The sequence below is a fragment of the Pelagimonas varians genome, assembly GCF_003208435.1.
Lineage (GTDB): Bacteria > Pseudomonadota > Alphaproteobacteria > Rhodobacterales > Rhodobacteraceae > Pelagimonas > Pelagimonas varians.
In genome coordinates, this window is record NZ_QKMF01000001.1 from 430,583 (window position 1) to 448,883 (window position 18,301).

Annotated in this window: 16 protein-coding genes, 1 tRNA gene and 1 pseudogene; 13 read left to right on the top strand and 5 right to left on the bottom strand. The window is 53.0% G+C overall.

Annotated elements, in window-relative coordinates; genetic code table 11:
- Window positions 1–68: 68 nt before the first annotated feature.
- Complete coding sequence (locus tag C8N36_RS02145; protein WP_097802610.1) at window positions 69–800, top strand: DUF502 domain-containing protein; 732 nt, start codon at window positions 69–71, stop codon at window positions 798–800.
- A 2-nt stretch (window positions 801–802) separates the two neighbouring features.
- Here C8N36_RS02145 and C8N36_RS02150 read toward each other — a convergent pair whose 3' ends face one another.
- Window positions 803–1,831 (bottom strand): patatin-like phospholipase family protein, encoded by a 1,029-nt coding sequence (locus C8N36_RS02150; protein ID WP_097802980.1) that lies wholly within the window; start codon window positions 1,829–1,831, stop codon window positions 803–805.
- Between the two features lie 185 nt (window positions 1,832–2,016).
- Here C8N36_RS02150 and C8N36_RS02155 point away from each other — a divergent pair, with 185 nt between their 5' ends.
- Window positions 2,017–2,811 carry a crotonase/enoyl-CoA hydratase family protein gene (locus C8N36_RS02155; protein ID WP_097802609.1) on the top strand — a complete coding sequence of 265 codons (795 nt, stop codon included), beginning with the start codon at window positions 2,017–2,019 and terminating at the stop codon, window positions 2,809–2,811.
- Window positions 2,812–2,843: 32 nt separating this feature from the next.
- Here the strand turns inward: C8N36_RS02155 and C8N36_RS02160 are convergent, their stop codons facing one another.
- Window positions 2,844–3,176: a pentapeptide repeat-containing protein gene (locus C8N36_RS02160; protein WP_097802608.1), complete on the bottom strand. Its 333-nt coding sequence runs from the start codon at window positions 3,174–3,176 to the stop codon at window positions 2,844–2,846.
- Window positions 3,173–3,946, bottom strand: coding sequence for a 3-hydroxybutyrate dehydrogenase (locus tag C8N36_RS02165; protein ID WP_097802607.1), 774 nt, complete (start codon window positions 3,944–3,946; stop codon window positions 3,173–3,175). Before C8N36_RS02165 ends, C8N36_RS02160 begins: the two co-directional genes overlap by 4 nt.
- A 306-nt stretch (window positions 3,947–4,252) precedes the next feature.
- Between C8N36_RS02165 and C8N36_RS02170 the strand changes: the two genes are divergently transcribed.
- The 4 genes from C8N36_RS02170 to C8N36_RS02185 all read left to right on the top strand — a co-directional run bounded on the left by C8N36_RS02170 (window position 4,253) and on the right by C8N36_RS02185 (window position 10,337).
- Window positions 4,253–6,082, top strand: coding sequence for an extracellular solute-binding protein (locus tag C8N36_RS02170; protein ID WP_097802606.1), 1,830 nt, complete (start codon window positions 4,253–4,255; stop codon window positions 6,080–6,082).
- A 127-nt stretch (window positions 6,083–6,209) separates the two neighbouring features.
- Window positions 6,210–6,902 (top strand): response regulator, encoded by a 693-nt coding sequence (locus C8N36_RS02175; protein ID WP_097802605.1) that lies wholly within the window; start codon window positions 6,210–6,212, stop codon window positions 6,900–6,902.
- 39 nt (window positions 6,903–6,941) lie between these two features.
- Window positions 6,942–8,123, top strand: a complete 1,182-nt coding sequence (locus C8N36_RS02180; RefSeq protein ID WP_097802604.1) for an FIST N-terminal domain-containing protein — start codon at window positions 6,942–6,944, stop codon at window positions 8,121–8,123.
- Between the two features lie 3 nt (window positions 8,124–8,126).
- The gene (locus C8N36_RS02185) at window positions 8,127–10,337 is read left to right on the top strand and encodes a hybrid sensor histidine kinase/response regulator (RefSeq protein WP_097802603.1); all 2,211 of its coding nucleotides are present in this window, start codon (window positions 8,127–8,129) and stop codon (window positions 10,335–10,337) included.
- A gap of 4 nt (window positions 10,338–10,341) precedes the next feature.
- Here C8N36_RS02185 and C8N36_RS02190 read toward each other — a convergent pair whose 3' ends face one another.
- Together C8N36_RS02190 and C8N36_RS02195 are read right to left on the bottom strand one after the other, a co-directional pair.
- Entirely contained in the window at window positions 10,342–10,611 is a 270-nt protein-coding gene (locus C8N36_RS02190; RefSeq protein ID WP_097802602.1) for a hypothetical protein, read from the bottom strand.
- 151 nt (window positions 10,612–10,762) lie between these two features.
- A complete protein-coding gene (locus C8N36_RS02195; RefSeq protein WP_097802601.1) occupies window positions 10,763–12,061 on the bottom strand; it encodes an ATP-binding protein in 1,299 nt (432 codons plus the stop codon).
- Between the two features lie 53 nt (window positions 12,062–12,114).
- Here C8N36_RS02195 and C8N36_RS02200 point away from each other — a divergent pair, with 53 nt between their 5' ends.
- The 7 genes and pseudogenes from C8N36_RS02200 (at window position 12,115) to C8N36_RS02225 (ending at window position 18,296) form a co-directional block, all read left to right on the top strand.
- The gene (locus C8N36_RS02200; RefSeq protein WP_097802600.1) at window positions 12,115–13,029 is read left to right on the top strand and encodes an MBL fold metallo-hydrolase; all 915 of its coding nucleotides are present in this window, start codon (window positions 12,115–12,117) and stop codon (window positions 13,027–13,029) included.
- An 80-nt stretch (window positions 13,030–13,109) separates the two neighbouring features.
- A tRNA-Asn gene (locus C8N36_RS02205) sits at window positions 13,110–13,184 on the top strand.
- Between the two features lie 585 nt (window positions 13,185–13,769).
- A complete protein-coding gene (locus tag C8N36_RS23925; protein WP_141467911.1) occupies window positions 13,770–13,913 on the top strand; it encodes a transposase in 144 nt (47 codons plus the stop codon).
- A 13-nt stretch (window positions 13,914–13,926) separates the two neighbouring features.
- Window positions 13,927–14,073, top strand: a complete 147-nt coding sequence (locus C8N36_RS24060; RefSeq protein ID WP_170125770.1) for a hypothetical protein — start codon at window positions 13,927–13,929, stop codon at window positions 14,071–14,073.
- Window positions 14,074–14,161: 88 nt separating this feature from the next.
- Window positions 14,162–14,359 (top strand): annotated as a pseudogene (locus C8N36_RS24805) (integrase core domain-containing protein); the annotation flags it as partial.
- A gap of 879 nt (window positions 14,360–15,238) precedes the next feature.
- A complete protein-coding gene (locus C8N36_RS02220) occupies window positions 15,239–17,047 on the top strand; it encodes a M61 family metallopeptidase (protein ID WP_097802597.1) in 1,809 nt (602 codons plus the stop codon).
- 46 nt (window positions 17,048–17,093) lie between these two features.
- Window positions 17,094–18,296 (top strand): FAD-dependent oxidoreductase, encoded by a 1,203-nt coding sequence (locus tag C8N36_RS02225; protein ID WP_170125772.1) that lies wholly within the window; start codon window positions 17,094–17,096, stop codon window positions 18,294–18,296.
- Window positions 18,297–18,301: the final 5 nt, after the last annotated feature.

Below are 18,301 nucleotides of genomic sequence, written 5' to 3' on the forward strand. Positions count from 1 at the left end.
TCTGCCCATTGTGGTGCGCCTGCACAACGCCTAGTTTCGCCAAAAGAAAACTTGTTAAAGTTGGCCTAATGACCACTCCATTTGATCCAGAAACCAAGCGCCCGGGGTTTATTGCCAGGCTGCGAAATTCTTTCCTAACCGGGATCATTGTGATCGCGCCGGTTGGGTTGACGGTCTGGCTCATTTGGACGGTCGTTGGCTGGGTTGACAGTTTTGTCTGGCCTTTTGTGCCCGATTCCTACCAACCCGAGGCGGTGATCAATCATTGGTTTGAACTGGAAGGTGCGGACCGGATCGAGGTGAACGTTCGCGGCTTAGGCGTTGTAATATTTCTGGTTTTCACGGTTTTGGTCGGTTGGATTGCCAAAGGTCTGATTGGCCGGTCGATGATTGGATTTGGGGAGCGGTTGGTTGATCGTACACCCGTTGTCCGCTCGATCTATTCGGGCATCAAACAGCTCGCAGAAACCGTTTTTGCCCAATCCGAACGCAGCTTTGAGAAAGCTTGCCTGATCCAGTACCCCCGCAAGGACATCTGGGCAATTGGCTTCATTTCGACACAAGCACGCGGCGAAGTCGCTGAAAAAGCTCAAAGCATGAGTGATATGATTTCGGTATTTGTACCGACCACGCCGAATCCGACATCAGGATTCTTGCTGTTCTTCCCCCGCGAAGACGTCATCGAGCTGGACATGAGCATCGAGGACGCTGCCAAACTGGTTATTTCAGCGGGCTTGGTCTACCCCAGCGGCGAAAAAGCCAAGGAAGCGGTAGAAGCCAAGCTTAAAAAAGCGTCCTGAGTTTAGTCGAACATTTCGCGAAGATCAGCGGTCTGGCGTTTGCCCAGATCGCTTTTATGCGCCTCCAAAAAACTGCCTGCAGCACGGCGACCGGCCTCTTTGAGTTGGATCAGAAGCGACGGAACGGGAACGGTTTTGGTCGCAACAGACAATTCATTCATCAACGCATCATCCGCGATCATATGAACCCGCGCGTTCTTTAAGGATCCGGGTTGCAAAGCACCCTGCCCCAATAAACGCTGAACAAATTCAATGGCCCGCAATTCGCGGAATAAGGATGAGTTGAAACTAATCTCATTGATGCGATTTTGAATTTCCGGCGGCGTGATAGGCACCTCATCGCGGTGCAGCGGGTTGATATTCACAACAACAATGTCGTCGGGCAAGCTTTGGTCAAAAAACGGAAATAGAGGTGGATTTCCGGTGTAACCACCGTCCCAGAATGCTTCAATCACACCGGTTTTAGGATCAGGCAATTCGACGGCTTGAAACATCGTCGGCAAACAGGCCGAGGCCAAAATCGCTTGGGTGTTGATCTTGTCGCCCGTGAAAATCCGGATTTTACCGTTGCGGACTTGTGTCGCCCCGACAAAGAACTGTGGCCCTTCGGAGGAGCATATGGTGTCAAAATCAAACTTATCGACCAGTTTTTCAAGCGGATTGCGATAGGCTGGCCCCCATGCGTATGGCGACATCATGCGCCCAAAGGCTTCGCCCCAAACAAAAGGCACAGAGTATTCGACAGATTTGGACACCATGCCGGGATTTGGCATCCAAGGATGCATCCAATGTGGCAAATCGCTGGTATGGGCGCCCATTTGCTCCCAAAGCCAGTCAAGGTTTTCACGGGCACCAGAGCGGCCGCCATGGATCAGACCCGACTTTAGGGCCGCGCCGTTTAATGCTCCGGCTGAGGTGCCTGAAATCGCTGCAATTTCAATAGTTTCATCTTCGAGGATCCGGTCCAGAACACCCCATGTAAACGCACCATGTGCACCGCCGCCTTGAAGCGCCAAATTGATTCGAACCATGATCTCACCCCGTGCACTTTGCATGTGCAGCATTGCTGGTGGCGACGCCAAAGGCAATCATAATCCCAAAACCCTTCGAGGATAAGTGACGCAACGGAGGATCAGGTAAGGGCCGACAGAGGCTTTTCATCGCGCCGGCAAGCAGGAATACTTGCCCTCAAGCAATGCAGATAAAGGTGCCCGCTATGACTTCCTCGGTTCTTCTTAAACGTGATGGCCATGTCGCCGAAGTCTGGCTAAACCGGCCGGAAAAGCACAACGCTGTGGACCAGTCTGTATTTGACGGGCTGGCCCGGATTGGTGAGGAAATTCGCGCAGACAAAACCATTCGCGCTGTGATCCTGACCGGTACTGGCGACAATTTTTGTTCGGGCATTGATACCGGTTTTTTCACCGGCGCACTGAACCCGGCCAAGTTTATCGAACAGATCACAACATTTCCCGAAGGCGAAAAGGCCAATATGTTCCAAAAGCCGGGCTATGTCTGGCAAGAGGTCGGCGTTCCGGTGATCGCGGCGCTGCAAGGCGCAACATTTGGCGCAGGCATTCAGATCGCCCTAGGGGCCGATATCCGGTTGGCGGCGCCATCGACGCGGATGTCGGTGATGGAAATAAAATGGGGGTTGATCCCCGACATGAGCATTACACAAACCCTGCCCCGATTGGTGCGCATGGATGTGGCTAAGGAACTGCTGTTCACAGGCCGGATCGTCGAGGCCGCCGAATGCGCTGAAATCGGTCTTGTGACTCGGATTGTCGACAACCCGCTTGAGGCCGCGCGCGAAATGGCGGCGCTGATTGCGGCAAAGAACCCCGATGCGATCAGCCGTAGCAAAACGCTTTTGAATGAAAGTTGGCATGGGGATGCGGCTGAAACCCTGCGCCTTGAGGCTGAACTGCAAGCTCAGATCATCGGTCAGCCAAACCAGATGGAAGCCGTCTTTGCGCAGTTTCAAAAGCGCGCGCCGAACTTCAAGTAAAACAGAGGGCCCCGGCGGTCGGGGCCCTGTTGTTACCGGTGCGTTTTATCCCAAAGCGCGATGAGATCCGTCAGCTTGATCCCGTCCACGGTCATATCCGTGATGTTCGCATTGGTGATTGTCAGGCCACTAAGATTGGCCTGATCAATTTTGGCTCCGCTCATGGTGACGTTTTTAAACGACGCACCGCCGAGATTCACATCATCAAAACTCATACCTTCTGCGTTGACGTCTTCTAATCGCGCGCCCATGAAATGGGCGTCGCGGAACACTGCGCCCTTGAGGCTGACACGGCTGAACCGAGACCCGCACAAAAACATATTGTCGATCTCAAGCTTGTCTGTACCGGCCTTTTGATCGCTCACAGTGCCGTCCAGCCGCCATCAACGCTGATCGTGGTGCCAGTGATCTGTGCGGCGGCGTCAGAGCACAAAAAGACCGCTGTGCCGCCCATCTGCTCAACTGTCGCAAACTCTTTCGACGGTTGGCGGGTCAACATGACGTTCTCAACCACTTCTTCGCGGGTCATGTTGTATTCCTTCATGGTGTCGGGGATTTGTGCCTCGACCAGTGGGGTCAGAACATATCCCGGGCAAATCGCATTGGCGGTGATCGGTTCGCGCGCCGTTTCCAAGGCAACCGATTTGGTCATGCCAACAACACCATGTTTGGCCGCGATATAGGCCGACTTGAACGGTGAAGCGGTCAAACCATGTGCAGACGCGATATTGACGACCCTGCCCCAACCCGCAGCCCGCATTTTTGGCAATGCGGCCGCCATGGTGTGGAAGGCCGAGTTCATGTTGATGGCAATGATGGCATCCCATTTATCAACCGGGAATTCATCGATGGGGCAGACGTGTTGAATGCCCGCATTGTTGATCAATATATCGCAGCGGCCTGCTTTTTCGATCAGGCCCCGGCATTCCGCACCTTTGGACATGTCCGCTTGGATATAGCGCACATCTACCCCGTGCGCTTCGGCGATCTGGGCAGCCAGCGCATGGTCTTCTTCACGGTCGGTGAATGAATTGATCACAACCGAGGCCCCGGCTTTGGCCATTTCATGTGCGATTCCCAAACCGATTCCCGAGTTGGATCCGGTGATTACAGCGGTTTTTCCCTCAAGCGACATAGTGGCCTCTCTGATAAGTGCGAATTGTTTGCTTGTGCAGCATAACATGCTGCATCGCCCATATATGCAAGGGCAACAGCGCCGCAGCGCCCAACAAATTGAATTGTGAAATGCCAAAAAAAAACCCCAGCGCGAAGCTGGGGTTAAGTCATTGAGGCAGGTTTCATACAGGCAAGAAACCTATCGAGCAGTGAGTTAGTTATAATCGTTAACCGGCTTGAGTCCAAGCTAAAAGTTTGAAAAGGCGTAAAAGCACCGGTAGGCTGGTGTTCAATAAAACAAGGCTACACAGGGATTGTTGCTAAAATGCGCTTAGACTTTTTCCGAAATTCACAACTGGCATTGGGTGCAATTTCTCTGATTCTATCCAGTGGCTTAGCCTCGGCCGAGGTTCAACATGGCATAGCTATGTATGGTGACCCCGTCCTGCCACCTGATTTTGTGTCCCTACCCTATGCGTTCCCGGATGCCCCCAAAGGCGGCGTTATCGCGGCGGGTGAGGTCGGCAGTTTTGACAGCCTCAATCCGTATAACGACAAAGGCAGTGTGCCTTGGCAATTACGGTTTCTAACTTCCGAAAGCCTAATGGGCCGAAATTACGATGAGCCCTTTTCGCTATACGGCCTTTTGGCCGAATCGATTGAAGTTGGCCCGAATCGCGAATGGGCGGAATTCACTCTACGCGACGCGGCTCGTTTCTCTGACGGTAGTTCGGTCACCATCGAAGATGTGATGTGGAGCTATGAGACCCTCGGGACCCAAGGGCATGGCCGCTATCGCGGGCTTTGGGGCAAAATCGAGAAGATGGAGCAAACCGGCCCCAATAAGCTGAAATTCACCTTTACTGAGGACAACCGCGAATTGGCGTTGATTGTTGGCATGCGTCCCATTCTGAAAAAGGCGCAATGGGACGGCAAGGATTTCAGCAAGTCCGGCATCGACGTGATCCCGATCACAACCGCGCCCTATGTCATCGGCGACTACGAAGCCGGCCGTTATGTATCGTTGGAGCGTGATCCCGATTATTGGGGTAAGGATCTGCCCCTGCGCCGTGGCACCTCAAACTTTGATGAAATCCGGATGGAGTTTTTCGGCGACGGAACCGGCATGTTCGAAGCCTTTAAGGCGGGTATTTTGAACAGCAACCGCGAAACCAACATCGAAAAATGGGACACGCAATACGGTTTTCCGGCCGTGAGCGCTGGCGAAGTGGTTCAATCCAATATCCCGCATGCCCGTCCCTCTGGCATCACCGGTTTTGCCATGAACACACGCCGCGAGATGTTTGCCGATTGGCGTGTGCGTGATGCATTGATGCATGCGTTCAACTTTGAGTACATCAATGAAATCGTCACCGGTTCCAAGCAATCGCGCATCACTTCGTATTTCTCGAACTCAAGTCTGGCGATGCAAGACGGTCCCGCAACCGGCAGGGTTCAGGCGCTGCTGGAGCCTTTCAAGGATGATCTGCTGCCCGGAACTCTGGACGGTTATGCCCTGCCCGTTTCAGACGGATCAGAGCGCAACCGCAAGAACCTGCGCAAGGCCATCGCCTTGATGGAGGAGGCTGGCTATGCAATCGAAAACGGCGTTATGCAAAACGCGGATGGCACGCCTTTTGCCTTTGAACTTCTTTTGCGCAAAGGCAACTCGGAAGCCGAAGTCATCGCCGACACCTATGTGCAGGCGCTGGACCGGCTTGGCATCAAGGTCACGGTTCAGGTGATGGATTCAGCCGCCTATCAGGAACGCACCAACGCGTATGATTTTGACATGACCTACTATCGTCGCGGTCTGTCACTAAGCCCCGGAAACGAACAGTATAACTATTGGGGCACGGCTGGCGTAGAAACTCCGTCGACGCGAAACTGGGCCGGTGTCAATTCACCAGCCGTTGATGCCATGATCGATGCAGTTTTGACCTCGACGTCGCGCGATGATTTCGTCGCTGCGACCCGTGCGCTGGACCGGCTGTTGACCACTGGACGCTATGTGATCCCTTTTTATCAGAACACCCAAAGCCATCTCGCCCACGCCAAAGAGCTGAAATACCCCGAGCGTATTCCGACCTATGGCGATTGGATCGTTTGGCAGTCTGAACTTTGGTGGTGGGCCGACGATTTATCCCCCAACTGACCAGAGAATCCGAAAAACGGCGGGGGTAACCCTGCCGTTTTTGCATCTGCATATGCGACCTTTCGGCTAAAGACCGCAGCGGACGTCCGGCTTAGGGTACAAGGATGTTCAAGAAAGACTTAATGCCATGACAAACAGCCCTCAGGCCGCTTTGGTAGCCGGTACCAGCTCCGCTTTGGTTGTAGATGACCATCCGCTGTTTTGTGACGCGCTGACGTTGACGCTGCAATCGATTGCCGATTTCGAAGAGATCCGCACCGCCGGCACAATGGAAAAAGCATTGGAAGTGGTGACACAGGATTCAAAGATCGGGATGGTGATCCTTGATCTGAACCTGCCCGATGTGAACGGACTTGACGGGTTGGTTCGGCTGCGCAATGCCGCGCCAGACGCTGTCATTTTGATCGCCTCTTCGATGGCAGACAACCGCATGATCAGTCATGCCCTTAAGGCCGGTGCCAACGGATTTGTGCCGAAGCATTCACAAAGATCGGTTTTTCGCCGCGCCTTTGAGGCGGTCACTTCTGGACAGCGCTTTGTTCCAGACGGATATATTGACCCGCAAGGCGGGCAAGAAAATGCACCCGCAGATGCGCTTGCGCGGCTTGCGTCACTGACCAATCAACAGGCTCGCATCTTGCATCTGATCTGCGAAGGCAAACTGAACAAGCAAATCGCCTATGATCTGTCGATTGCAGAAACCACGGTAAAGGCGCATGTCACTGCCATTATGCGCAAGCTGGGGGTGCATTCGCGCACTCAGGCCGTGCTTGTTGCGCAAGAGGCGCGGTTTAGCCGGGTCTTGCCAAACGAGGGTTAAGGCCCTTATCCTCATGTAACTAATCTGGGGAAGAGAATAGTGGACGGAGCTACACCAAGCTCCGCTCGGGAGGAGATTACCAAGCTACCTGCGCTGCGCACCGCGCAAGTGGCTGCTTATGCTCAAAATCCAGCTGAGGTCTTGCGGGCCAAACTGGGTGACGGGCCGTTTTCAATGGTGTGTTTGTTTGCGTCTCCCGATGCGGATTTCGAGGCTCTGACACGGGCCGCTCAGAGCCTGTTTGATGGCGCTGACGTGCTGGCGTGCACAACCGCCGGAGAGCTTGGGGCGAAAGGTTATCAAGAAGGCCAGATTATCGCCGTCGGTTTTCCTTCGGAAAACTTTGACATTACATCCTATGCTATTGATTCCATTGACGATATGGATGAACAAAAGGTCATCGACACACTGATCCAACGCCGCACGGCGTTGAACAGTCGGGCAGGCAAGATGCGGTCTGAATTTGCGTTTTTGATGATTGACGGGCTATCGCTGTGTGAAGAAAAACTGGCCAGTGTTTTGTCCTCGGGTCTTGGGTCTATGCCCTTGTTTGGCGGGTCCTCTGGAGATGGCGAAGATTTTGGCACAACGTGGCTGTCACACAACGGGTTGATCCGTCGCAACGCTGCGCTGGTTGCTTTGGTTCGAACCAGATGCCCGGTCAGAGTGTTCAGCCTTGATCATCTCATCCCCACTGAAACCAGAATGGTTGTGACATCGGCAGATCCGCACAACCGTTTGGTGCATGAAATCAACGCCGAACCCGCCGCCAAAGAATACGCAAGGTTGTTGGGAAAAGATCCCAATCAGCTTAGCGCGTTCACCTTCGCCGCCCATCCGGTTGTTGTACGTCTTGGCGACAGTCACCATGTGCGCGCCATTCAACGTGTGAATGAAAACGGTGATCTTGTGTTTTTCTCGGCGGTCAATGAGGGCATGGTACTGACATTGGCCAATCACCAAAACATCGCAGACCACTTGGAACGCCGGCTTTCCGATTTCACCACAGACGGTGCGCCGGATCATATATTGGGATGTGATTGCCTTCTCAGACGCATTGAGGCCGAACAGACCCAAGCCGTGGGTGACATTTCAAATATCCTGCAACGTCATAATGTTGTTGGATTTTCCACCTACGGAGAGCAAATTGGTGGCTTACATGTGAACCAGACCCTGACCGGTGTGGCGATCTATCCGCCTTTGCCCTATGACCCAGAGTAATCCATGTCTTTGATCGACCCGACCGACAATCTTGAACGCCAGAATGCCAAATTGTTAAAGATTGCCGATGCGCTGATGAAGCGTGTGGAATATGGCAGCGAACAATCCAGCGCGGCCTATGCGCAGTTCGAACGGGCGGCCCTTCTCGAAAAGCGGGTGCGTGAACGGACGCTCGAGCTTGAGCAAACGCTTGATTTGTTGCATCAATCCAACGCGCAACTGGCGCAAGCAAACCAAGACACTGAGGCGGCTAGGCGCAACCTTGCGGATGCCATCGAAACGGTTTCCGAAGGGTTTGCTCTCTTTGATCCGTCAGATATCCTTGTTATGTCAAATTCCCGTTTTTGTCGTGATTTCAGGGATATGGCGAACGTTCTTCATCCAGGTCTTCCGTTCGAATCCTATGTTCAATCGGTTAGCCAATCCGCCTATCTGTCGTTACCTGCGGGTGTTTCAGCCAAAAGCTGGGCCGAACAACGCATCAAACGCCACCAAGACCGGCATGCAATGTTCAATGTCCGGCTGGTGAAAGATCGCTGGCTTCAGGTGTCTGAACATCGCACGGCCAATGGCGGAACGGTGGTGTTACAAACAGATGTCACCGATCTGATCCGACTGGAACGACAAGAGCGCGATCGACTAAAAGACAAGCAAACCAGAATGATCCGCGCCACATTGGATCATCTCAATCAGGGCGTCTGCGTCTTTGACGAAAATGCCCGTTTGGTCAGCTGGAACCGGAAAATCGGGGCTCTCTTGGCGCTTCCGGCAAAGCGGTTGCAGTTGGGTGTTTCTTTCTCAGGTATTTTGGCCCAGCTGGACGAAAGGATTGTGTTCACCCGTGGTATTGGCCTCGAAGGGTTTCGCCAATGGGCCTATTCAAGTGGGCCGCGCAGCCACATCAGTTTTGAGATCAAGCGCGGTGCCGGTATAACGTTACAAGTCTTTGGCCGCGGCATGCCTGATCAGGGGTTTGTGATTTCTGTAACAGACGTCACCGCAGAACGTGAAGCCGCGCAAAAACTTGCCGAAATCAACGAGATACTGGAACAACGTGTTGTCGAACGAACAATGGAACTTGAGGACGCCCTAGCAGCAGCAGAGCGCGCAAATGCATCCAAGTCGCGTTTTGTTGCGGCGGCCAGTCACGACCTGCTCCAACCTCTTTCAGCGGCAAAACTGTTTATAGCGTCGCTGGCCGACAGACATCAAAAACCCCAAGATCAAGTCGTTTTGGCAAAAGCCGAAGCCGCCCTAGGCGGTGCCGAGCAGATTATCGATGCGCTCCTCGATATCTCGAAGCTCGATTCAGACGAAGGTATTACCTTTGATGTGCGCCAAGTGGCCCTGCATGATGTTTTGGTGCCTCTGCGCGATGAAATGGAGGTCCTGGCAGCAGAGAATGGGCTGTCCTTGCGCGTCGTGGACAGTGATTTGATGGTCGAAACAGACCCTGCCTATTTGCGCCGTATTGTGCAAAACCTGATGGCCAATGCGATCCGCTATACGGAAACGGGTCGGGTTCTGGTCGGGGTTCGGCGCAATGGCGGTTCGGCGCGGATAGAGGTCTGGGACACCGGCCCCGGTATCGCCGAAGAAGATCAACAAACCATTTTTGAGGAGTTCAAGCGTCTCGACCCCAAAGCCAGCGCCAACGAAGGTCTTGGCCTTGGCCTCGCAATTGTGGAACGCGCCTGCACCAGATTGGGTCATGATCTTGACCTGTGGTCAGAACCAGGGCGCGGCAGTTGCTTTATGGTAAACGTTCCGATTGCTGGCCGTGCCGGACCGCGCAAAACCAGTGCCCGCCGCATTGCCGCGCCTGTTGGATTGGCCCAAGCCGGGTTGATCGTGCTGCTGGTTGAAAACGAGGTACAATTGCGCCGCGCGCTTTCTGTCATGTTAGAAGCTTGGGGCGTACACGTCATCGAAGCCGAAGATGCGGCTTCGGCTCTGACCTTGTTGGAAGATCTGGAAATCACACCCGATGTTTTGCTGCTGGATTATCAGCTGGGGCACGGGGCCTCTGGGCTTGGCTTGTTTCGCAGTATTTCGGACCGTTTGGGCACCCTGCCCTGTGCTGTCATCTCCGCAGATCGCGGGTCGCAATTGCATAACGATTGCAAAGCTCTTGGAGTCGAGCTGCTCTCAAAACCGCTCGACCGCCATAAGCTCGGGGATTTTCTGGACGCCGTGGCAACCCGGTCCACTTAAAAAGTTACATCATGCCGCTGCATCGGCCTTGGGGTTTCGGCATGCCCATTCGTTGCGGATTGATCACCAAAATCCAGCGTGGCGGATAACCCGGCGCTTGGGTTTTTCGATAGGTGCACCCCTTGGATGTTGTCATGTAGTCGTTGCGCGGCACCGTGATTCCCTGCGTTGAAATAAACGGTGTTGCCTGTGCCAGAACCTGATCCTTTGGTGCGTCAACGGGAACAGAAGCGAGGCCTAAAGTGGCCAGTGTTACAAAAGTTGTGATGCCCATCGGTTCGGGTCTCCCTAGATTTAAAACGTCCGCAGCATGGTGCGGTTCATAGGGATTTTTTGCAGGGGAAGACCGACCAAGGCATGGTGCAAAGCGGGCGAAAAAGCGACGATCCTAACGCATTTGAATCAACTAAAAATAACCCAGCCCCCTAAAGGCCAATGACTATATCGGCGCGCAGACCACCCAGATCATCGCTTTGCCCCAGCCGCAGCACACCGCCATGGGCGCGGGCAATATCCGCCGCGATGGCCAGCCCCAAACCCACGCCAGAGCCGCGATCTTGATTGCGGGCGGGATCAAGACGCACAAAAGGCCGAAGCGCGCGATCACGATCTTCTTCGGCAATACCCGGCCCGTCATCTTCGACCCGAATGCGCAGAGCCTTGCCTGATTCCGACACAAAAACCGATACATTGCATTTTGTGCCATAGCGTCCGGCGTTCCCCACGAGGTTTTGCACTGCCCTGCGCATGGCCCTTGGCCGCAAACGGACTTCGCCGCTGCCTTCTGTCAAAACCAGTGTCACATCTTGGCCAGTGCGCTGCGCGTCCATCACGATGTCGGCGACCATTTCAAACGGATCAACAAGCTCGGCCTCGCCTTCTTCGGCGTCGCCGCGTGCAAAATCCAAAAAAGCATCGATCAATCGCTGCATTTCTTCGACGTCTTGCTCCAACGGCTCACGGTCCTCACTCTCGAGCAATGAAAGGCCCAAGCGCAGACGCGTTATCGGGGTGCGCAGATCGTGGCTCACCCCAGAAAGCATCATCGTGCGCTGTTCGATGTGGCGTTCGATCCGTGCCCTCATGTTCAAAAATGCATGACCGGCGGCCCGCACCTCAATTGCACCCGCTGGCGAATAAGGTTCATTGCGACCGCGCCCGAACGCTTCGGCTGCCGAGGCAAGACGGGTGATGGGCCGCAGTTGATTGCGGAGATACAAAAAGGCAATCAAGGTCATCAGCACGCCAAAGAACACCATATTCACCAGCAATTGATGGGGGTTCGACGCTGACACCCGCTCTCGGTCCACTTCGATTTCAAAGACCTGCTCTCCGCGCTGGACATAAAGCAAAACCCGCCATTCGTCCGGCAAAGCGACCTGCAAAAGCCCCGGAATATTGCGCGTCAATTCGCGGATAACCACAATGCCGGTAAAATCATACCATCGCCGAATTTCTTCGTCCGGCACAACGGTGGCTGGAACGGGGATGCTGGTCATATCCAGTTGGCGCAAAATAGCCGCATCCCCCTCTGGCAGGCTGAGCGCCAGATTGGTGACACGGGCCAACTCGCGGCTCATTTGTACGGTGACGCCTTCAAAATGGCGCTGAATAAAAATGACAGAAACCACCAATTGCAGGGTCACAACCGGCAGCACCAAGATCAAAGCAGCCCGTCCATACAGGTTGCGCGGCATGTATTGTTTGAGCCAATTGAAAAACATACGGTAAACCTAGCGAATGCCGACAGGCGTTGCCATCTCGAAAAGGACATTCGATGCTTGATCCGCAACCTGATTTCCACCCCGTCATCGGTACAGCTGAAACCCTGAGTGCTGGCTTAAGACGCATTTTGGCCCCCAACCCGTCCCCCATGACGTTTCGCGGCACCAACACCTATGTTTTGGGGACAACCGATTTGGCGGTGATTGACCCCGGTCCGGACAACAGCGCACATTTGACGGCTATTTTGGGTGCCGTTCAGCCCGGACAACGTATCACCCATATTCTGGTCACCCACGCCCATTTGGATCACTCCCCGCTCGCCCCCGTGCTTGCTGCGGCCACAGGTGCAAAGGTCTATGGTTATGGCCGCGCCGAGGCGGGCCGCAGCCCGATGATGCAAAAACTTGCCGCCTCCGGCTGCGTCGGAGGTGGTGAAGGTGTGGACACGGCGTTTTGTCCGGACATCGAAATGACCGACGAACAAGTTGTGGCCGCTGAGGGCTGGTCGCTCACCGCGCTCCACACTCCTGGCCATATGTCCAACCACCTCAGTTTTGCATGGGGCGACACCTTGTTTTCGGGCGATTTGGTGATGGGATGGGCCAGCTCGCTGGTGTCACCACCGGATGGAGACCTGGGGGCGTTTATGGCGTCCTTGGAACGTCTGTCGCATTCAACTTGGTCAGTGTTCCACGCAGGTCACGGTGCCCCCGTTCAATCACCCAACGCCCGCCTCCAGGACTTGATCCAACACAGGCGAATGCGCGAAGCCGCTATTATATCTGCGCTTGGTGCAGCCCCAAGCAATGCGGCAGATCTAGCAGTACAAATCTACACCGATACACCCAAAGCGCTACTCGGAGCCGCTGCGCGCAACGTATTGGCGCACCTCGTTGATCTTACAGAAAAATCCAAGGTGGAACCGCTGCAAACCTTGTCTGAAACGGCCGTCTTTCGAATTATTTGAGCTGAAGGCAAAAAAAGTTCGCTTTTGGTGAAAAAGGCTCTGGACGTCAGGAATCCACATAGCTATATCACCCCACATGATCCGGCGTAGCTCAGCGGTAGAGCAGTTGACTGTTAATCAATTGGCCGTAGGTTCGATCCCTACCGCCGGAGCCATATTTAAAAGGCCTGTTGCACATAGCAGCGGGCCTTTTTGATTATAATAACTTGATATCATCATGTTAGAGAATCCTCTTAATTCATCAGGCATGATATCCTCCCAGCCAAAGCCGCAACATTTCCCGTAGCAAAGAGGCTCGCATTTGAGCCGTCGGCGATAATAGGATGGCTGATATTTCCTTGGCGGTATCCTTCGTCAGGAAGGTTACGCGCGTCGGCTATCGTTCCTGATCAAGACCCGTCACATTGGGGCAAACTGGCTGTTTGCAGGAATTATGCGAGGCGCAGATGGCTGAAACGCTACGCAAATAGGCCGGAGACAGCCTTGCAACGTTGCACGCATTGGTGGGCGCACTTGTACGATTTATGTGATCGACTAATTCCAAACCTATTCTAATTTTTGTGATGGCATGACTTGCAGGACGCGGAGGCGCGGGCCGGTTGCTTTGGAGATCCCACTGATGGTTCAGCGCAGATTCCGGTCTTTCCCTGACTGGCAGGGTCAGCTACGCCCCGAAATTTGGACACTGACGTAAGCTGCGATTTGTAGTCTGCTGGTCTTCAATGCGAAGGAGATTAGATATGTCGAAACGGAAACAACATCACCCTGATTTTAAGGCCAAGGTCGCATTGGAAGCGCTGAAGGGCGAGGAGCAGGTCAGCGATCTGGCCAGTCGGTTTGGCGTGCACCCGACGGATCCATCAGTGGAAGCGGACTCTGCTTGAGGGCGCGTCAGGCGTGTTCGAGCGTGCCGGCCGGAAGGCACCGGAAGTAGATGAAGAGCAGGTCAAAGACCGCCATGCCAAGATCGGGGAGTTGGCCGTCGCCAACGAATTTTTGGCCGGAAAGCTCAAGCCCTGGACCGGCAAGCGAGGCGCAAGATGATTGAACCGAACCTGCCGGGCCTGTCGGTTGGCAAGCAATGTGCCTTGCTGTCGATCTCACGGTCCTCGTTTTACTTTGAGCCGAAGGGCGATCCCTGAAGTATGAATGCGTCTATCTGCATGCTTTGGAAACTGAGTCTGAGGCGAAGGCAGGCGTCGGGAAGTGGATCGAGTTCTACAATCACAAGCGCCCGCATTCCTCACTTGGCGACAAGCCACCTGCCGTGGTCTGTTGGCAGAGAATTGAACCAATCAACCCCGATCCGCAGGTGCGAAGAGTAGCTTAATTTACGCCAGAACCTGTCCAATAAATGGGGAGTAGGTCACTAGGGCCAGTCATACAGACTCCGCCGGACATTGGGCTGCAGCAACAACACCGATAGCCCCGTCAGGTTTGGTAAATTTGCATCTTGTGCAAATTTGGATCGGGCGGCGCGCAAGGTGTTGTTCAGGCGGCTGTCAAATAGGTTAGTCGCCAATCTTGGCTCTTTCGGCGGCATGCGCAGCATACGCCCTCCGGCAATCGTAGAGGGGCTGGAGGAAGCCAACAGCAAGCCGTTTGATTGGCCAACATCTGCACTGAAGAACAAGTGCTCAAGTGCAAACCGCGACCTGTGGATACATCAATGTCTACTGCAACCAACAGCACCGACATTCAGAGGTTGAATATCAAACAAAACTTCGGAACTTCAACAATATTGCTTGGTAAAGATCCGCCTGCGGTCATCAATCGAACTGTCCGGTTTTCGGGGCAGAGTTCAGCCTTGGCTCTGACCAAGTGACGAGACCCGCCCGCAGTTGGCATCCAGCTTATTACACTTTGATAATCCTAAAGGTTTGGGATTTTCTAGTTGGCTCTTTCGCATCCGTTTACGCCCTTGAAAGGGCGAGAAAGCCTGCATCAAACGGGGGAACTTTCGAGGGGAAGGTCACTGGAACGGGCCTGTCAAATAAGTCTTTATCTTTACAAGACTTTATCCAGAGCCTCCGAAGGATAGCGGCTCGAACCCAAAACTACAGTTGACGCAACGGCAATTTGCTCGCAATATACAACCTTAACTAATGCACGGTCAGACCACCACAACCAAGCGAGATGTCTGAATTCAATTAAATAGTGCTTCTCAAATTTTAAAATATTCCCGGAAAATTATTCCACTGGAGTCGAAATGAGTTCCGCACCTAGTTTTGCCAAATATTCCGTTTCCATCGATCCCAGAACTTTGGAAATGTCAGTTAGCCTGATGCTCAGCGGTGAATCCGTCAAAGACGGAATGATTGTCACGACTCCCAATTGGGTGGCTGGGGACTACGATTTTGAACCTTATGGGCGTGATATATTTTGTGTTTCTGCAACAAACCCCGAAACCGGTGCCGCAGTTGAGGTACAGCGTCAAGGTTTGAGCGCATATCGCCTAAATGGTGTTCACGATTCAGTTCGTATCACCTATACAGCGTCCGCCTATGAAACAGAGTATGGCGATGCGCTGGGACTTGTTGACAGCAACTATGCCGTATTGATGGGAACACGGTACTTGTTTTGCCCTGATAATTTGGGGCAATGCACAGTGGAATATGAGAACCTTCCGGACGGCTGGTCGCTTCATCACCCATCGGGCGCGAACCGTGTCGGAAAGAGCAATACTTGGGTATATCCCAACTTTGAAATTTTGCTGGACACACCTGTTATTCTGGGAAAATTGGAAGTCTTTGAACGCAATATCCGGGATGTTTCTTTCTATTTCGCATTCGTCGACAGCGCAGTAGGGTTTCATGAGCGCGTCGATGAGTTCCTTGACAAACTGGTATCGGCAATTGAGGCCATCCATGATGTGTTCGGGATGTTTCCGTTTGAAGATTACACGTTTGTACTCTCATTCAATCCCGATGCCGATTGGGGTTTGGAACACCTGACAAGCAACTTGAGCGGACTGGGCCCAGACGTTTTCGTGGATGAAGAGGCGTTTTCAAGAGGTGTTCGGGTTTGTGCTCATGAACTGTTCCATGCTTGGAACGTACGACGGTTACGCCCTGCCCCGCTCGGTCAATTATCCCATGGTTTGACGTGTGGATGCTTTACCGAAGGTCTATGGATGGCCGAAGGTTTTACCCGATATTATGAGTTTTTAATCAGCACGCGTGTCAGAGCATATTCCGCTGACCAGTTCTTCAGTTCTATCATTGGGTACGATCAACACCTCAGTCAACAACCTGCCTATGAACGTGTCTCCTCGACGGACTCGTCCCTTTCGACGTTCCTCAACCATTCTAAGTATCCGGGACGCGTGAATAATAGCATCGATTACTATGACAAAGGGATGTTGATTGCCTTTGCCATAGATGCGCACCTCCGCAGCTCGAATTCGGGCCTGTCGCTTGATAGCGCTTTTCGGGACTTCTATCTTGAGTTCTTTGGAGACGGCACAAAAGTTCCGTCTGATTATGTCGGCTATACTACACCCCAAGTTATAGACTTTTTTACAACTTTGGACCCGGATTTGGGACGGAAGATCGAGACATGGCTAAATAAGCCGGCTGGTTTGGAAACAACAAAATATCTGAGCCTTCTCGGTCTAAATGTTGTTTACGAAAACACGCATGCGATCGGTCTCTTTTTTGCGGGCGACGGTGCTCCGACGATCTATGGCGTCGCGGACAACATGCCTGCAGCTGTGGGACTGGCACCCGGTGATATCATAACTGCCGTAAACGGTTTTGCGTATTCTTTGGTAGCGTTGAAATGGGTCGCTGCAGCCCAAAGCCCGGTCACTTTGACCGTAATGCGCGGGCATCGAATTATCGATTTCACTATGACCCCTGCCCCACAGAAACGGATCAAAGGTCTGCAGTGGAGTGGCACGCCTGCACAGGCGGCATTGATCCGAGATTGGCTTGGTGTGGCGTTTGATCCCGCCGCTGGACAAGTCTTGCCCGTTGATTTTTACGAAAACTTCCACGGCATTGAAGAAATGATTTAGGGCGGCTTCCTTTGATTGACGTTTGCGACATTCGGAAAGGGATACTGTGACAAAGAACTCTTTTGATATCATCATCATTGGCGGGGGCGCTATTGGGCTTTCAGCAGCTTATCACGCGGGAAAACGCGGGTTGCGAACTCTAGTTCTGGAAAAAAATGGTGTCTTGAATGATGCAGGCAGTTCTGCGGGTGCGTCTCGTCAGTTTCGACTACAATATGCGCAACAATATATGGCGGAGCTTTCTCTTGCGTCTCAGGAGTATTGGGCCGAGTTGCAAGCTTACTCACAAAAACCGTTGATTCAGCAAAATGGCAGTTTGTGGTTTGGTGATCCGGACCTCAATTCGCAAGAAGGCGGAATTTCTGCCGCAGAAACTGTGATGGATGAGTTGAGTATTCCATATACGAAACTGGATTCCGCCAGAATTGAAGCCGATTTTCCGTTCACCGGTCTCCCCAAAGATTATGAGGGTTTTTTCCAAGCAAGCGGTGGTATTATAAATTTGAAGGCGACCGAAGAAGCCGCTTTTGATGCCGCATTGGCCACTGGAAACGTCGAAATTCATGAATTTGAACCTTCGCTTGACATCCAAGAGTCCGCAAATGGGGTGATGGTCAGGACAGAGGTCGGAGAGTATAGCGCGGCAAAGCTTGCAATTTGTGCTGGTGCATATGTCAACGATGCGCTCAAACCGTTAGAGCTGTCATTGGAAATCGACATATGGCAAATGTCGTCGGCCTATTTTGCCAAATCATATCCAAATGTGAAACTTCCGACATGGTTCGTGTTTCAAAACCCGGGCGATTCAGCGCTTTTCTATGGCTTTCCAGAAGTTGATTGGGCCCATCCAGGATATATTCGCGTCGCCACTGACTTTCCAGATGCGATTTTATCGGACCCTAGCCAGCGCAGTTATATCCCGTCAAGAAAGAGCCTTGCATTGGATTCAAAATGGGTGGCCGAGCACATGGTTGGGCTGGATCCGGCACCGCGTTTTACAGCCACCTGTTTGATCGCATTGGCCAAACAAAAAGATCGCGAATTGCTGTTGGATTATACACCGGCATGGGGTGGTAAACATTCCAATATAGTGACCTATTCCGCTGGTTGGGCAGGAAAATACATTCCAATTCTGGGTAATATGATTGTCAGAATGTTGGAAAATCCGGCTGAAACCCTTGAGTACGGAAACTTCTCTATCCCTTTGAAGCACTTTGCAATTGAATGGAGCACCACCCCCAAGACCTAGGTGCG